The organism is Methanothermobacter tenebrarum, from assembly GCF_003264935.1.
Classification (GTDB): Archaea; Methanobacteriota; Methanobacteria; order Methanobacteriales; family DSM-23052; genus Methanothermobacter_A; species Methanothermobacter_A tenebrarum_A.
In genome coordinates this window covers 1-16,370 of the sequence record NZ_QLOE01000007.1, presented here as the reverse complement: position 1 = coordinate 16,370, position 16,370 = coordinate 1, and the positions used below count along the sequence as shown (strand labels likewise).

Genomic DNA, 16,370 nt, shown 5'->3' with positions numbered 1-16,370 from the left:
AGTAGACATTAGGGTGATGATGATGGATGAAAAAGCTCAATCCACCGAATATCATCCTACTTTTAATTATAAGTATAATACTCGCTCTATTGGCCATACTAATTCTATCATCCTATTTCAAAGGATCCAGTCTTTAATTTAAAGTAACCCCAATCATTGGCCTTAAATAATATATTCAATAAGAGGTAATGTCAGTATCATAAAAGAATGTTCAGTGGTTACATGAATCAGATTCAGAGAATAGTAAAGAACATGGGAGTGACAGGAACTGCACAAATATTAACTGCTCTGATATCCTTTGTACTGGTCATATACCTTGCAAGGTTTCTCGGAGAAGCCGATTTTGGAAAATATAATTTCGCATTTTCATTTACAAGTCTTTTTGTAATATTCGCAGACCTTGGCGTTAACCAACTCCTTATAAGGGAGATCGCAAGGGAAAAACAACTTTCAGAACACTATGTGAATAACGCTATCCTATTAAAGGTTTCTCTTTCAATTTTAACCTTCATAGGTATCGTTCTCATAACATGGCTCTTAAGGTTCCCTAAAACACTATCGATTTTATTATATCTTTTTGGGATATACAACATCCTTCTCACACTTTCAAGTACTTATCTTTCACTTTTTCAAGCTTGGGAAAAAATGGAATACGTCGCACTATTCCAGATCATAGAACGTATAATAATCGTAACCCTCACTCTAACGGTCTTATTCATGGGCTACGGCGTGATAGCAGTTGGATACATTTATATGCTAGCAGGCATCATAGATATGATCGTCGCAGTAACCATAAGCTTCAAAAAATTTATAAGACCACTCTTTAAAATCGATTGGGAACTTCAGAAAAAACTTTTAATAATGGGATTACCATTCGGCTTGAATTCGCTATTTGCAGTATTTTTCTTCAAAATAGACACTATACTCCTAGGTTTTTTAAAGGATGATGTTGCCGTAGGAATTTACAATGCAGCCTACAATCCCCTCCTGAGTCTAAGCATGATTGTCGCAGGGATAGTGTCAACTGCAATCTACCCTGTAATGTCAAAATACTACAAAAAAAATAAAAAATCCCTAGAAAAGTTTACAATCATTTCATCTAAGTACCTCGCAATCTTGGGCTTTCCCGTTGCCACTGGATGCTTCATACTTGCAGACAAATTCATATCAATACTATATGCTGGAGGATATACCAGTGCCATAATAGCATTCCAAATCCTAGCCCTATTCATACCCTTCAGACTCGTCAGCAGCATCACAGGAACGCTTTTAACATCCATAAACAGACAAGGCTATAGAATGTTCAGCGTAGGCATAAGCGCCGCCTTCAACATCATCCTAAACCTCATACTAATACCCTACTACAGCTACATAGGTGCAAGCATAGCCACAGTACTCTCAGAACTCCTACTATACACTCTATTCTTCTTCTATATAGGACGCTATTATAAAACAATAAAAGTAAACCAGACATTCACAAAACCCCTAATAGCATCAATCATAATGGCTCTAACAATATACCCAATAAAAAACTTGAACACATTCATCCTCATCGGCCTTGCCACACTCATTTACTTCATATCCCTCTTCCTATTGAGAACCTTCGGAGATGATGACAGACTATTATTGAATAACTTGTTAGGGAAAGAAGCATGAAAAACGTCGGCGAAATAGAGGATCTGTGCATTGGTTGCGGGACTTGCGCAGCCTTATGCCCCCAAAATATTATAAGAATGGAAATCGACCAAAAAAAGGGATTATATGTGCCAATCATCAATGGGGAATGTGATGAATGCATGAAATGCATTAGAGTTTGCCCTGGGATTGGTGTAGACTTCAGAGAACTTAACGATGATATTTTTGGGAAACAACCAAAAAATTTACTAATTGGAAACTACAAGGGCTGTTACATTGGCTATTCATTAAATGAAAAATTAAGGTACAATTCATCTTCGGGAGGTATGATAACTCAAATCTTATTATACCTACTTGAAAAAAATTTTATTGATGGTGCGCTCGTAACCCGTATGAATCCCAAAAAACCCTTTGAACCTGAACCATTCATAGCCCGCACAACACAAGAAATAAAGGAATCAAAAGGATCCAAATATTGCCCAGTACCAGCAAACGTCGCATTAAAAGAAATACTCAAAACCCCAGGAAAATATGCCATTGTGGGCTTACCATGCCACATACATGGAATAAGAAAAGCAGAAAAGATCAACAGAAAATTAAAAAAAAGGATAAAGTACCATCTTGGCATATTCTGCAATCATACACCTAGTTTCAAGGCAACAGAATTCCTACTTAAAAAACTTAACGTCAAAAAAGAAGAAGTTAAAAATATAATTTATCGTGGAGAAGGCTGGCCGGGAAAATTAAAAATTGAAACAAAATCAGGTGGCAGAATCAGAATATTATTATCTGATTATTGGGGATCCGGATTTGGGCAACTTTTTGTCCCCAAAAGATGCGAACTTTGCGTTGACCATATGGCAGAGCTTTCTGATATTTCTTTTGGAGACCCGTGGTTGGCCGAATTTGCAAGTGAAAGAAAGGGTAAGACCCTTATCATAGCCAGAAAAAACTCTAAAATCCTCAAGAACATGAAGAACAAGGAAATTTGTGAAATAGAACCTATCGAGCCTGAAAAGGTTATTCTCTCGCAAATCTACAATTTATATGTGAAGAAAAAATTACACAGGAATTCTCTGTATGATGGTAATTTTCCTAGAATGGATTTTATTGATAGCATAATAGCCTTTTTTGAACCCTCAAAGTTGAAGATTCCATGGATACTTAAAAAAAGATACATATTTTTATATTCTCTTATCGCATCTTTAAAAGCCAGAATAGATTTTCTAGGAAAGTTGTGAATCGCATAATTTCTTTAATAATTTCCCATTCTTTAGAGCTTTTTGTTTTATTTCAGGGATTTTTTTTCGAAGATGTTCAGTTATTTTCTCCCTGTTTTTCCATGCCAGCATAATCTTCTCAATTAATATCTCAGAATTCAACTTTTCTAAATCGATTACGTACTCTTGAAGGTTGAGCATTTCGCCGATTATCCCATGCATTTTATGACTGTATGCTATTCCCACAGTTGGCACAAACATCGATGTTGATGCTATTGTAGCATGCATCCTGGCCCCTATGAAAAGATCACAGTTTCCTATGATTGATTTTATTTCTTCAGGGGTATAATCTCCTTTTATTATATTTACATGTTTTTTATTTTTTATTTTGGAGTATGTGAGTGATGATACGCTTCTATCATCAAAACCTTCAGATATTACATGTGGTATCAGCACAACATTTACGTCAAGTTCTTCAATTAAATGATCTATTAGTTGAGCATGAATATTGAGATATTCATTGGATTTGTCTCCTAAGATATCATAACAGTGCTGGCTCATGTTTATCCCAACTAATTTTTTGTCAGTTGGAATCCTCTCATTATTTAATATTTCAATTAGGGTATCTTCCTTTGCGCTAGGGAGAAGAAAAGCAGGATCCGCCCCTATATAAACCCTTTGATACCTAACTTTTCAAGATATTGGGCAGTTATATTCTCTCTTATTATAATAAGGTCGATAAAACTAAACGCTATCTTGGCAATTATCTTGGTTAAAATGCTGCTAAAAGGGCCTAATGATTGAGCATAGATAACATAGGGCTTTCTTAAAAGGCCTTTATAAATAATAAGATCATATAATAAACCAAAAATCGTAAGTTTGCCATAATCATCGGATATCGTATCGCCGCTGAGATCTAAAACGCAATCAAAATCATTTTTATCTTTATAAGCTTTAAAAACGCGCAACTTTGAATTACTTAAAAATCGGATTTTTTTACAATTTCTTTTGTCATCTGCTGGATGAGGACTAGTACTTACAAATGAAGGTCTTTCAAAAAATATTTTTAAAGTTAAAATAGTACTTTTCAAAATAGCGGCGGTTCCCTTGTTCCGTGAACACTCAGCACCTTTAAGTAGGAATTTCATTGACTCACCACGTATTCAATGGCTTTTTTGAATCCTTCAACCATTTTTTCATAGGTAAAACCTTTTTTTATTATCCTTTTTGATTCTTTCCCCATTTTTTCTTGTAGTCTAGGATCGTTAATTATCGTTTTTATTGCTTTATATAATTCATCAACATTCTTTTCAGGCACCATGAAACCATTGACACCATTTTGGATAAGGTCATATGCTCCACCAACTGCATCTGTTGCAATTACAGGCTTACCATGTAACATTGCTTCATTCAATACAAAAACCCATGGATCACCCATTTCATCACTAATTGAAGGTACAACCACAACACTAGCCCTAGAATAATACTTGTACAAATTATCCTGGGAAACTTTACCAACAAAAATTATGTTATTTGATCCATGTGCAAGCCTTTTCAATTTTTCCTCTTCTTCCCCATATCCTATAATCATCAATGATGCTTCGGGGTCATTGATTTTTTGGAATGCTTTGATAAGATAATCAACACCTTTACGTTTTATGAGACGACCCACATATAATACAATCTTTTTATCAGTGGCGTGGGAATCAGCTATTTTGAGAGTTGTTGCATTAGGCGCTATAAAGACTTTATCTGGATCTCCGCAGATCTCTATGAAATATCTTTTATGGATGCTTCCGGGTACCACTATGGCATCTGCAAGAATACAGAAGAATTTGACAATGGGACTTATAAGTTTCCGTTTAAATGAGAATCCCCAATTCCAGTCTTCATGGAATAAAATAATCTTTTTACCTTTTAATTTTCCAATAATATAAACTATCAAACTCCTAAAGATTTCAGGTATAGAATCCCAAGATCCGCCTATTATCACATCATAGTCTAATTGCACCAATTCTTCTATTAGATCATCTATGCCATTGAGAATTTTATAATTTAAGCCTTTCAAACCTTTTAAAGCCTTCTCATATGATTCGTCATATATTTCCCCAATTAGGTTAAAGTCTGTAAAAAGGAACTTGACATTGAATAATTCATTTAATCTCTTAAAGAATGGTATTCTATACCACATTGCCGTGTTATGGATGAAGAGGATTCTCATAGCTTCACCTCGTAATATGCATATTTCTTATTCTTGCCTGTTTGGATCTTATCGTCTTTTAATAAATTTAATTTTTGCAAGGATCTCTTCAATTGATCTTTTGCCTCTGATTGCGGACTTTTCTTTCCCCTTTTTGCTTCTAAGAATAATACTCTCATGCCATTTTTATCGGTTAGTAATGATAGAGCATCGAATTCGCAAATATCTTGACCATCCTGGTTTTCTACTCTTACCTCTTCTTTTATTTTTATACTATGGCCTATGATACCCTTATCTACTTTCTCTTTTATTATTTTCTTTAATGATTCTAATTCGTACTTTTTACTTTCATCATTTTCTTTATTAAGCCATTCCTTGACCTTCTTTTTGAGACTTTCTCTTTTACCTGCAGAGATCCTGTCAATGGCGAAATAGAATGTTTTTAAAGATTTTGATTCGAATAGGGTGTTTATTGCAAATTTGAAAAGGCATGGAAAAAGTTGTTCATCGAGCACTTCCTTAATCCTTTTATTACTAGAAATATCTATAATTCTTGAAGTAAATTCTTTTATTATTTGCCAAATGTTTTGTTCTTGGAAAATCGATAAGTTTACCGCGATATGTTTTTTGTTAGAGCCTGGCTGATAAATCATCATTGCCTCTTTTTGCCAATTTTTATTTAACTCATCTTCAAGCTCATAAAAATCCTTGTTCATTTCCCCAATCATTTCATCAATGTCTTGACCGGCATGATTTAAGTCAAGAAGAACATGGAAAGTAAGTAGAGGGTTATATCTCTTGGGATAAAACATAGTCTCGTCCTTCAAGAGTTTAAATAAATCCTTCTCATAGTCTTTGAATGTCCTTTCGACTTCTTTAGAAACAACTTTTTTAGAATGTATGCCCAGTTGAGTTATTGTATCCTTGGAATGATACAATGCTACAGATAGGAAATCTTCGCATGCTTGTAAAGTTTTATCAAGTTGACTTCCTGGCTCCATTATCAAATCTTTGTAATTGTCAAAATTTAAAAGGATCTTAGAAACATCAAAACTTATCGGAGACTTGACGTATTTCGAATCAAGGAATATATAAGCCAAACGTCTAACCATTCTAAAATACGATTTCAATTTTTTAATCTTCTTAGCCAGTTTCACCTCATTTGAATTTGGTGAAGCAGATTTCAACTCTTTTTCACTCTTCTCCGGTTTCCAATACCAGTATATCAACCCAGGGATAACTTTCGACAACTGCTCATTTAACCTCTCATTTAAAAGTATTGATGATAAAAGTTTAGGCAATTCAAAAATATTCCTCTTTTCTATAACTTCATCAAAATACTTTTTAATTTTCTCAGGAACTTTTTCTCTTAATCTTTCCCTTAATTCCTCCTCATTTACCAAAGCTGACAATAAGCCCCGCATTGTAGCGAAAGTGCCTGGAAGATGTCCAATGTTAAAAAGAAAAACCCATAGTTGTAAAATTTCAGCACCACTCAACTTTTCCCCTTCAACTTCAACGTTACCTAAATTTCCTATATTTTCACGTATTTTGTTGATTAAATGGAGTTGAAGTAAAACATAATCCCATCTTGTATGTGAGGCGGAAGGTTCAACTTGTGTGATCACTCCAAGCTGCTCAATTTTCCTTAGTTTACTAAACTGGTTTATTTTTAAGACTTCGATATAATTCACCAGCCAGACCATCATTACTCTTATCCTACAATTAAGTGCCGGCAAAATATTCATTTATAACCTCTGTCATTTTTTTATCATCCAAATAGAATCATTGACCCTCCATTATCATATATGGTACTCTTATCCGTGAGTAACCAGAAATATTTTGTTAATGGCTCCACATTATCCATTTCCAATCTACCATTAATAAATCGTGGAGGCCTACCTGGAGTATCTTTAAATACAAGTTCCTCATTTATATTTAAATGTCTTAAATAGATGTAATCTCCTTTTTGGAATGGGCCAGTATTATTAAAGAAAAAGTGATCTGTTTTAGGTTTTTTGTTGAAGCCCAGAAGGATTCTATGGTCGCCTACTCTGTCGGTGTGTATGGTTGCGCTTTTGTTGCCATAGTTGTTTAGCCATTGTGCGCCTGTGACTTCACTGTCATAGATGAATGTTTCATATCTTCGCTCACCACCACTGTCGTAGGCATAGGAGTATGGGATGCCAAAAAGCTCATATTGAAGATAATTTGTACATATAAATCCAAGGATTAAAAGTGCCAGTATCAGAGTTCTCATTAACTTTTCTCGTTCAAATGGCATCCTAAACTTCTTCGCATAATCTACAATAAACTTGACTCCGATTATGAAACAAGGGGCCAGGATTACCAGTAATTGTGAAAAGAGCCTTGTACCACCATAAGCCTTCGATACATATGGTAGGATGACAAATGAGGCAAGAATAGCCAATATAACAATGGTAGAGGCGATATACTCATCACTTACCCCATATTTTTTTCGATACTCTGATTTAAAGAATAATCCTAAAACTCCAATGCCAATAAGAGCGAATATAACGTCATGGACAAATGTACTCAAAAAGTTGGGTATGTGGGCTATTCCAATGCCAAGAACAGCCTGCTCTGAATAATTCCTAAGATCTAGGGAGAAGAAATTCGCCATACTCCTAAATGTCTCTATAATAACATTTGAAACATCCCTAAATTGTGGACCTGTTACCTGCGCATACCATAAGAATATGATAACAAAGAATAGGAGAGCCAGATTCTTATTAGAAAATGTTCTCGAATATTTCCATGGAAAATGGAATCTGCCTTTTAGGTGCTTGCTTGCCCATATAATAAATGGTGGTATCGCCACGACAGCAAAAAAAACATAACTTGATGTATAATGGGAAAATACCGTTGCCAGGATAAATATTATGAATAGGATCTTCTTGTAGGATTCTTTTATTGGAATTGTTAAGGTCATGATTGCAGTGGCGAAAAAAAGAAATGCAATAAGCTGACGAGCATATTGTCCCATATAAGTATAAGCGAATTGAAACATTAAAAGTAATGTTGCATAAAATGCAAATTCTCTACTTTTAAGGATGCGTCTCGCGAAAACATACATAGGAACAGGTACAATGGCCCCTATCAGAAGATAATAAAACTTAAATATGAGAGTAGGGGGCACTCCCAACAAATATTTATAAATAGCAGGTAATATTGTGATGCTCAAACAACTATTGTATGAATGATAGGGATCATGGATATCCCAATGATGATTGAGTAGGCTTGTCTTAAAACAATAATATTCCATGTGTATGTCTCTTCCAATGATATAATTAGATGGTAGAATATTCAAGGCGAGGAGAGAAAATCCAATACAATATAAAGTGATGGGATAAACAAAAGGGTGTACTTTGTCTCTTTCCATTGCAAGAATAAGAATATACACTGGTATACTAATTAACATGAAAAGCAAAATAAGATTAATAGAATATATATTCATAATATAGGATCCGAGGACTGTTAAAATTGGTAAAAAGAGAGGAAAAAACACAATCGGGTGGGAAAATACACTCTTCCACTCTTTTCCAAGGGAAAAGCTAATATCCCCCGTTTTTCTAAAACAAAAAAACAATAAGATAAGCACAAGGATATTCAATGAGACTAACAAGGGTACCAAACTTAAAGGTCTTAAAACTAAGGGGTATAGGCTATTCACAAAAAGTCCTGTGAGCATAATAAAAGCAAGACTTAACCCAACAGACAAACTAAACTTCTCAATAAGTCTAATGTTAAAACCTTTAACTAACAAATAACCTGGGACTATACTAAAGAATAGGAAGGGTAAAGATTGCCTTAAAAAAGGGATATTAGTTACAATACTGATATCTGTGAGTATTAATAGTATTAGGATGTAGAGTATGTCTCGTTTCACTGTTTCTTCCTCCATGCATGGATCAAACCTATGCTATAATTGCCCCTTAAATTTACTTGAAATCCCTCAGATTTTAACTTCTTTATTATCTCTAGTGGTGTTTTTTTTGTGGGTTGTGGATGATATTCTAATATTATTTCTTTGAATGGTGATAATTGTGCTTCCTCTAAGATTTCGTATTCGCAGCCTTCACAATCCAATTTTAATCCTTGGGGAACTATTTTATATTTTTCTATTATTTCATTTAGTGTAGTGGAATCTACAGTTATCCTGTTTTCACCTTTTGTATATAGGGAGGCTATATGGCTTTCTCCTGTTATATCTAGTTTGATTTTCCCTTTTTTGGTTGATACTGCTTTGTTTATGTAATGGATTTTCCTTGCAAGATGAAGATTGAGTTTAAGATTTTCTTCTCCGATTTTATATATTTTAGGGTTAGGTTCAAATGCATAAACAGTATATCCTTCTTTTGCAAGATAAAGGCTACTGTCAGCGACTGAGGCCCCAATATCCAATACAATATCGCCCTGCTTTAGCTTTGCAAACTTGTAATTTTCCAACACAAAAACCTCCAATAAAATAAAGAGAGGTATTAAATTCTTTATCTTCACATCACCAACTTCTATCATGTCCTTATCTTTTTGTGCAATTATATGGGAAAGTTTTTTCCGCTGCTCAAAGCCCAAATCCATGGAACATACGCTTACGAGTGTCTGAAAAAAATTATTTTTCAAATCATCCTTTCTAACTCTTATTTTACCCAAATATTTTAAATTTAAAGTACATTCATTGAAAAAGCCAAGATAAAACATGAAAGCCTTCAAAGGATTCCTAATTGCCTTGAAAACCTTTTTAGCACCCATGAGAGTATAATATGACAACCATACTGGGCTCCTGGGATGCATCAATTTACTTGCAAATATTCTCTCAAAACGCAATTTTCATCCCCCTTCTTCTATTAGACCCTTATAGATTTTCTCTAAACTACTCATATGCCTTTTTATATCATATTTTTTACTTGATTTGCGTGCTCCCTTTTCCAATTTCCTGAGAATCTTTGGATTTTCTGAAATTTCATTTAATATATTTGCAAGTTCATCCACATTTCCAGGTTCGAATAAAAAACCATTATAACCATCTCTGACAAGTTCTGGTACCCCCCCAATCCCACTTGCAACTACAGGCGTTGAACAAATAAAACTCTCATATACTACCATAGGGGAATTGTCATACCATATTGATGGCACGACCGTGACATTCGCCATCCTATACATGTCCATGAGTCTCTTCCCACGAAGAAAACCATGGAATATAACCCTCTTATCGTCCCTTGCAAGCTTTCTCATTTCTTCAAAATACGGGCCTTTTCCGACAATGTGAAGCCTTAGATTTTCTCCTTTTACTTTTTGGAATGCTTTAATGAGTATATGGGGGCCTTTATGCTTTGAAAGTGATCCGACAAATAGTATGTCAATTGTATCGTAGGTTTTCTTGTTGTTTTCATCTTTTAGTTCTATTGGGTTGGGGAGCACAATTTTTTTAGAATCTTTGAATAGGCCTTTGGATTCAAATTTTTTGAGCACGAATTTTGATGGTGCTGTGACGATGTCTGGTTTTTTATCTATGAGGAGTCTTTGGATTTGGTTATAGATTTTGCATGGAAAATTTTGCTCCTCGCATATTTGGTCTTTTCCATTGAGAAGATTGCTCCTTATACAGATAGTTGAATAGTCATGTGCCGTGAAAACAAGGGGCATATTGAGATCCTTTACCAGTTTGAAGGATAAAGTGGATAATCCTTTATAGTTGTGTATATGGACTATGTCTGGCGCTTCTTTCTCTAATATTTCTTTGATCTTTTTGTAGGCGTTTATATTGATTAAGTCTATGAGGTGCCATAGTATTCTCCTGGTAAGATTCTGCTTGTGGAAATTTATGATAGGATAGATGTTGAGTGGAAGCCTATATATTTTGATGTTGTTGGCCATAGTTTGGGGTTTATTTTTGTCATTGCTTGTGATTATGATAATTTCATGGCCTCTTCTGGCCATTTCTGTGGCGATTTTTTCTACTACGATCTCGGCGCCACCTAACACCATTGGAGGATACAAATTTGAAATATAACATATTTTCATGGTTTTATCCTTTTGCTATTATGATAAGTGCCCCACTAAATTTCCTCAGTATGGGTATTCTTTGATTTTTTCTTCTATTTTCTCAATCTTATTAGTTTTTGTGGTGTGGATTTTTTTGGGATGAGAAGTTGTAATTGTAACAAGTCACTTTCTCGTAGCTCAATTCATTTAATGCATTTTTTTAATTTCCATTTCATGAAAGAGGTTTCCTTCACATCCTCGTTTCTGAATTTGAGCTTATTTAATCCTTCTTATAGGGTTGTATTGGGTTCTGAGATAAGATAAGGTCACTTGAAACACGTTTCATTTTCTTTTAAGCACTTTAGAGGCGGGAACATGGTGAAGTACATCGATTATAACTGCAATATCAAATTCTTTTTCCGAGAATTTTCCTATACGCAACAAATTTACAAAATTATGACACTCTTTAAAATTTTTGCGAACCTTATCATCGTTTTGGAAATATCTAAACCAACAATCTTGGCCCATACCTCTGTATATTTATAGGTGAAAATCCCACTTCTACATCCTCATCAAGCACTCTTTTCCCACTAAAATTATAATGCTTGGTTAAATCAAAAGTCTTTTTCCACCGGGTATTCCCATTCACTTCTACTGTTTTTTAATTCATCTTTTTCATCCAAATGTTTCTCTCACAATCTTCTTTCCCCTTTCAACTTGATCCATAAACAACCCTCTCAAAAACCTTTTCTGTTATCTTAGCTACTCTGTCCCATGTATAATTTTTTTGAACCATTTTTCTGCCTTTGGATCCCATCTTCTTTGCAAGTCTTTCATCCTCTAATAACCTTTCCATGGCATTTGCAAGGGCATTAGGATCTCCTGGAGGTACAAGTAGGCCTGTTTCACCATCTCTTATAACATATTTTATTCCCCCAATTTTTGATCCTATCACTGGTTTTCCACATGCATTAGCCTCTATTAAGACCATCCCAAAGCCTTCTTGGATTGTGGTTGAGGGTAGGACGAGTAGTTCAGAGTTTCTATATAAATTTATGAGTATTTCCTCTTTGATGAAACCTGTGAATATAACTTTATTGGCTATGTTTAGCTTTTGGCAATATTTTCTATATTGGGGGATCATGTTGCCCTTACCAACCATTATGAGACATGTTTTATCAAAATTTAATCTTTTAAATGCTTCTATGAGGGTTTTAACGCCTTTATGTGTGGTTGATTTGTCCATAACACCGACAAAGAGTATTATCTTATAATCTGGGGGTATCCCATATTTTTCATGTATGGGTATATTTGGGGTTTTCTTGTATTTTTCCAAGTCAACACCTGGGGGTACCCAGACCACCTTTTCCTTGAACCTGGTCAAGATAGGGGATTCTCTATAACAATAAGGTGAGGGGGTGACTATCTTATCAACGATATTCAAGGTTATCTTATTTAGAGTATAGTTATAGAGGGTGGACATGATTCTCAAGAGCCCAGTTCCATAGATGTCATTATGCCATGTGAGAACTGAGGGTAGTTTACAAATTTTACATGCTAAGGCTGCCATATCCGGGAAATATGGAAGGTAATAATTGATATTGCACAAATCAAAATCATTCTTTTTTATGAAGGATACCATATCCCTAAGGGCTGTTAAACTTATTGGGGTTGTTGAAATCTTGAAATGATGCCCCAAAACACCTATATTAAAGTCACTATCAATGTTTGGAGGGTTACTGAGATCTTTTGTCGTGCATAAGATGGTGATTTCATGTTCTTTTGAAAGTTTCTTGGCTATCTGGTACATGTAGAATTCTGCGCCTCCACCTTCTGGATAAAAGTAGGGGGATATCATGAGTATTTTCACGCTGACCCTCCAAGATACTTTAAGAACATTCTAGCCGAATATATTAACCTTTGGAGTTCGTGGATGCCATTTTTTCGCAGTATTTGGTGTATTGCAATCCTAAAATAGGAAGGTGAAATATAGTAGTCTTTTAGTATCTTGTTGACTTCTTCTGTTATTTCATCTTCTGTAAGTTTTGGGTATCTTATTATGGATTTTTGGTGTCCGTTCTCGTCAAGGTACTCATTAGGGTCGCTGGTTACAAGGTAACCGTTTTTATAGCACCATTCATAAAATTCTGTGCCAGGGAATGGGGAGGCAACTGAAACCTGGAGTATATCAGGTTTTATCTCCCATATAAGCTTTTTCGTGTTTTTGATTGTTTCTCGTGTTTCACCAGGCAAACCAATAATGAAATCTCCATGTACGAGTAGCCCAGCCTTTTTAGCATCCTCTGAGAATTTTTTTATATCATCTACCGTGATCCCCTTCTTGACATTTTCTAGGATACTGTTGTTTCCTGATTCAAAACCTACAATGAGAAGTCTACAGTTCGCTTTTTTCATCTCCCTCATGGTTTCATAATCTAGGCCGACTCTTGCATTACATGCCCATGTTATCTTAAGATCTCTTTCTTCATACTCTTTGCAGAATCTTAAAACTCTCTTTTTGTTTATGGTGAAGGTGTCATCCTCGAAGAATACTTCCTTTACCTCTGGCAGGTTTTTTTCTATCCATTCAAGTTCATCAAGGACATTTTCTATGCTCCTTACACGGTATTTCCTCCCCATGAGTGTATGGGGCCATGAACAGAATGTACATTGAAATGGGCATCCTCTCCCGGTGAATATTTGCACTTCAGGGTATAGTGAGCTTCCAAGGAAGTAATCTTTGATGTTGAGGAACTTTTTATAAATTTTTGAAACGAATGGTATCCTGTCAAGGTCTTCTGATGTGGAAAGTTCCCTGTCTGGGTTATGGATGATCCTCCCATCCTTCTTGTATGAAATGCCCTTTACATGGGATATATCATCCTGGGATTCTAATTTTTCTGCAAGTTCATGGAGGGTGAAATCGTATTCATATCTCGTAACGATATCTACACCGGGGCTTTGGAGTATTTTATCTGAAAATTGGGATCCTGGCGGCCCTACCAATATGATCCTGGCATCATAGTTTTGTTTTATGTATTCTGCAATTTTGATGTCGTTTTGGAGGCTGGGAAAACTGCTATCCATCACTATCAATTCTGGTTGAAATTTTTCTATATCTCTTAGGACGTCTTTTTTGTCCCAGTTCCATGCTGGTGCATCCACGAGCTTGATCTTGTGGTATTTATCAAGGAGGGCCGCAGCATATGATAACCATATGGGGTAATAGAGTGTTCCACCTCGTCCAGTGTCCTGCCATCTCATCCCACGCCCAAAATGTGGCATATAAGGAGGATTTAAAAAATAGATCTTCATCTGAAGACACCCCTGATCATCCCTACCCCATATAAGAATATCCAAAGGTTAACAAGGCCAAAAAAGGTTAAGGTTTGACACTCTGAATTACGTGTATACAATAATGCCACAATAAACACTCCCACTATGTGAAATAGTAATATTGTGGAAAGTATAAAGAGAAAAAGTTTGCTGTAGATTAAGAGGATTAATAGTGCCAGGATCAGTATTATATATGTTGGTGGTGCGAGGTGGAACCAACGGGCCATCTTTGGGTGGATTTTGGTTGATTGCATCCTCCCAAGCCCATAATAGTATGCCATGCTCATATATTTTTTCCAGTTGGCCCTGCGGTAATGTTTTACTCGTGCAAATGGTGTATAGATTATCTTGTAGCCTTTTTTTCTTATCCTATAATCTAATTCTTCATCATCTGTTGTTATGAGGTTATGGTTGAAGCCTCCAACCTCCTCTAGTACGCTTTTACGATACATTACATTACATGTGGGGTTGTGGTATATTTCATGTATCTTTTCGCCTTGGTAGGCGTATCTTGCACCTGGTTTGCTCAGAAATGATAGTGCCAATCCAACACATCTTGCAAAGGGTTTATCATCCTCTGGTGTGATATTAGGTCCTCCGACGGCTGCCACGTTATCATCGAATGGTTCGAGGAGCCTTTTTATCCAATCTTTCTCCACCACACAATCTGCGTCTGTGAAGGCTATGAAATCTCCCTTGGCTTTCTTGTATCCGATTTCCCGGGCTTTTGAAACCCCTACACCCTCTGTTTCAATGTATTGGTAATTGAATGACCATTTTGTATTGAGTATGATATCCTTTGTGTTATCTGTTGACCCATCATTCACTATAACTACTTCTAATAGTTTTTCTGGATAGTCTAGTTTTTCTATTGCGCGGAGGCAACGTTTAAGGATTTTAGCCTCATTTCTCATTGGTATAACCACTGAAACACTTGGGAGCATTTGCAACACCTTCAACTACCTGGGGGTGGAGAATTTCCTTTTTAGCATGTATTTTATGTGTCTCCAGCCGTCTTTGAATGAGTGGAGTTTGGCTTCTCCTTCTCGTCTTCTGTATGGTATGGGTATTTGTTTGATTTTCAGGTTTTTTTCTGTGGCTTCTATGACCATTTCTATGGCGAATTCCATCCCAGGCGCCCCTAGATCTAATCTTTGGAGGGCCTCTCTTGTGATGGCTCTCATGCCACAATGAGTGTCTCTTATATTGTTTTTGAATAATATGTTGAGCATTTTTGAAAGGAGGGGGTTTCCTATGTATCTGTGGAGGGCTGGCATCGCATCAGCCTCCATCATACCATTTAACCGGTCTCCTATCACGAAATCGTATCCTTTGAGTATCTCTTTTATGAATATTGGTGTCATTTCGAATGGGTAGGTGAAGTCAGCGTCTCCCATGACTATAATATCTCCTTGGGCTTCTTGGAATCCTCTCTGATATGCGTTGCCATAGCCCCTTTTTTCTTCTCTCACGACTCTTGCACCGGCTTTTGCCGCTTCACTAGCAGTATTATCCTCTGATGCATTATCAACAACAATTATTTCGACCTGGAACCCCATTTTTTTAAGTTCATTGATAGGAATTGAATCTACGGTTTTTCCTACCAAGCCTTCTTCATTGAAAGCTGGAATCACAACTGAGATCAACATTGAAAATACACGCCCCCAGTGGATTTTTTTCTGTTATTTGATAAATTGAATTTTCCATAAGAAGATTGGATATAATCCTTTATTTATTCGATTATGGGGATTATTGATTTTTCTTCTATAGACTGGTATAAAAGTGACATCATCCATCATCGAAATGATATTCAACGGAGGCATTCTTTATAACTCCCCTTATATTGTTTTTTTTTTTTTTTTTTTTTTTTTTTAAAAATTTTAACCAAAGGTTTAAGGTTTTTTATTTTATTTTTTTTATTTTTTTTTTTTTTAATTTTTGTGTTAAAAAAAAATTTTTTTTATATTATAAAA

Annotated in this window: 11 protein-coding genes and 1 pseudogene; 2 read left to right on the top strand and 10 right to left on the bottom strand. The window is 35.6% G+C overall.

The window, feature by feature from the left end; all coding sequences use genetic code 11:
• Positions 1-222: 222 nt before the first annotated feature.
• The gene (locus DPC56_RS05950; RefSeq protein ID WP_220084820.1) at positions 223-1,656 is read left to right on the top strand and encodes a flippase; all 1,434 of its coding nucleotides are present in this window, start codon (positions 223-225) and stop codon (positions 1,654-1,656) included.
• On the top strand, positions 1,653-2,876 hold the full coding sequence (locus DPC56_RS05945) for a Coenzyme F420 hydrogenase/dehydrogenase, beta subunit C-terminal domain (RefSeq protein WP_112094165.1): 1,224 nt from the start codon (positions 1,653-1,655) through the stop codon (positions 2,874-2,876). The genes DPC56_RS05950 and DPC56_RS05945 overlap by 4 nt, the downstream gene beginning before the upstream one ends.
• Here the strand turns inward: DPC56_RS05945 and DPC56_RS08415 are convergent.
• The 10 genes and pseudogenes from DPC56_RS08415 to DPC56_RS05885 all read right to left on the bottom strand — a co-directional run bounded on the left by DPC56_RS08415 (position 2,862) and on the right by DPC56_RS05885 (position 16,046).
• Positions 2,862-4,003: pseudogene (locus tag DPC56_RS08415) on the bottom strand (polysaccharide pyruvyl transferase family protein). The gene DPC56_RS05945 and the pseudogene DPC56_RS08415 sit on opposite strands and share 15 nt — an antisense overlap.
• A complete protein-coding gene (locus DPC56_RS05930; RefSeq protein WP_112094162.1) occupies positions 4,000-5,076 on the bottom strand; it encodes a glycosyltransferase family 4 protein in 1,077 nt (358 codons plus the stop codon). Before DPC56_RS05930 ends, DPC56_RS08415 begins: the two are co-directional and overlap by 4 nt.
• Positions 5,073-6,803 (bottom strand): hypothetical protein, encoded by a 1,731-nt coding sequence (locus DPC56_RS05925; RefSeq protein ID WP_146737618.1) that lies wholly within the window; start codon positions 6,801-6,803, stop codon positions 5,073-5,075. Before DPC56_RS05925 ends, DPC56_RS05930 begins: the two co-directional genes overlap by 4 nt.
• Positions 6,804-6,826: 23 nt before the next feature.
• Positions 6,827-8,980 (bottom strand): DUF2206 domain-containing protein, encoded by a 2,154-nt coding sequence (locus tag DPC56_RS05920; RefSeq protein WP_112094160.1) that lies wholly within the window; start codon positions 8,978-8,980, stop codon positions 6,827-6,829.
• Positions 8,962-9,903 carry an FkbM family methyltransferase gene (locus tag DPC56_RS05915; protein WP_112094159.1) on the bottom strand — a complete coding sequence of 314 codons (942 nt, stop codon included), beginning with the start codon at positions 9,901-9,903 and terminating at the stop codon, positions 8,962-8,964. Before DPC56_RS05915 ends, DPC56_RS05920 begins: the two co-directional genes overlap by 19 nt.
• Before the next feature lie 3 nt (positions 9,904-9,906).
• The gene (locus DPC56_RS05910; protein ID WP_112094158.1) at positions 9,907-11,100 is read right to left on the bottom strand and encodes a glycosyltransferase family 4 protein; all 1,194 of its coding nucleotides are present in this window, start codon (positions 11,098-11,100) and stop codon (positions 9,907-9,909) included.
• 673 nt (positions 11,101-11,773) lie between these two features.
• Positions 11,774-12,931, bottom strand: coding sequence for a glycosyltransferase family 4 protein (locus DPC56_RS05900; protein WP_112094156.1), 1,158 nt, complete (start codon positions 12,929-12,931; stop codon positions 11,774-11,776).
• Positions 12,928-14,376: a B12-binding domain-containing radical SAM protein gene (locus DPC56_RS05895; RefSeq protein WP_112094155.1), complete on the bottom strand. Its 1,449-nt coding sequence runs from the start codon at positions 14,374-14,376 to the stop codon at positions 12,928-12,930. Before DPC56_RS05895 ends, DPC56_RS05900 begins: the two co-directional genes overlap by 4 nt.
• Positions 14,373-15,341 (bottom strand): glycosyltransferase, encoded by a 969-nt coding sequence (locus DPC56_RS05890; RefSeq protein WP_112094154.1) that lies wholly within the window; start codon positions 15,339-15,341, stop codon positions 14,373-14,375. The genes DPC56_RS05895 and DPC56_RS05890 overlap by 4 nt, the downstream gene beginning before the upstream one ends.
• 15 nt (positions 15,342-15,356) lie before the next feature.
• Positions 15,357-16,046, bottom strand: a complete 690-nt coding sequence (locus tag DPC56_RS05885; protein WP_112094153.1) for a glycosyltransferase family 2 protein — start codon at positions 16,044-16,046, stop codon at positions 15,357-15,359.
• Positions 16,047-16,370: the final 324 nt, after the last annotated feature.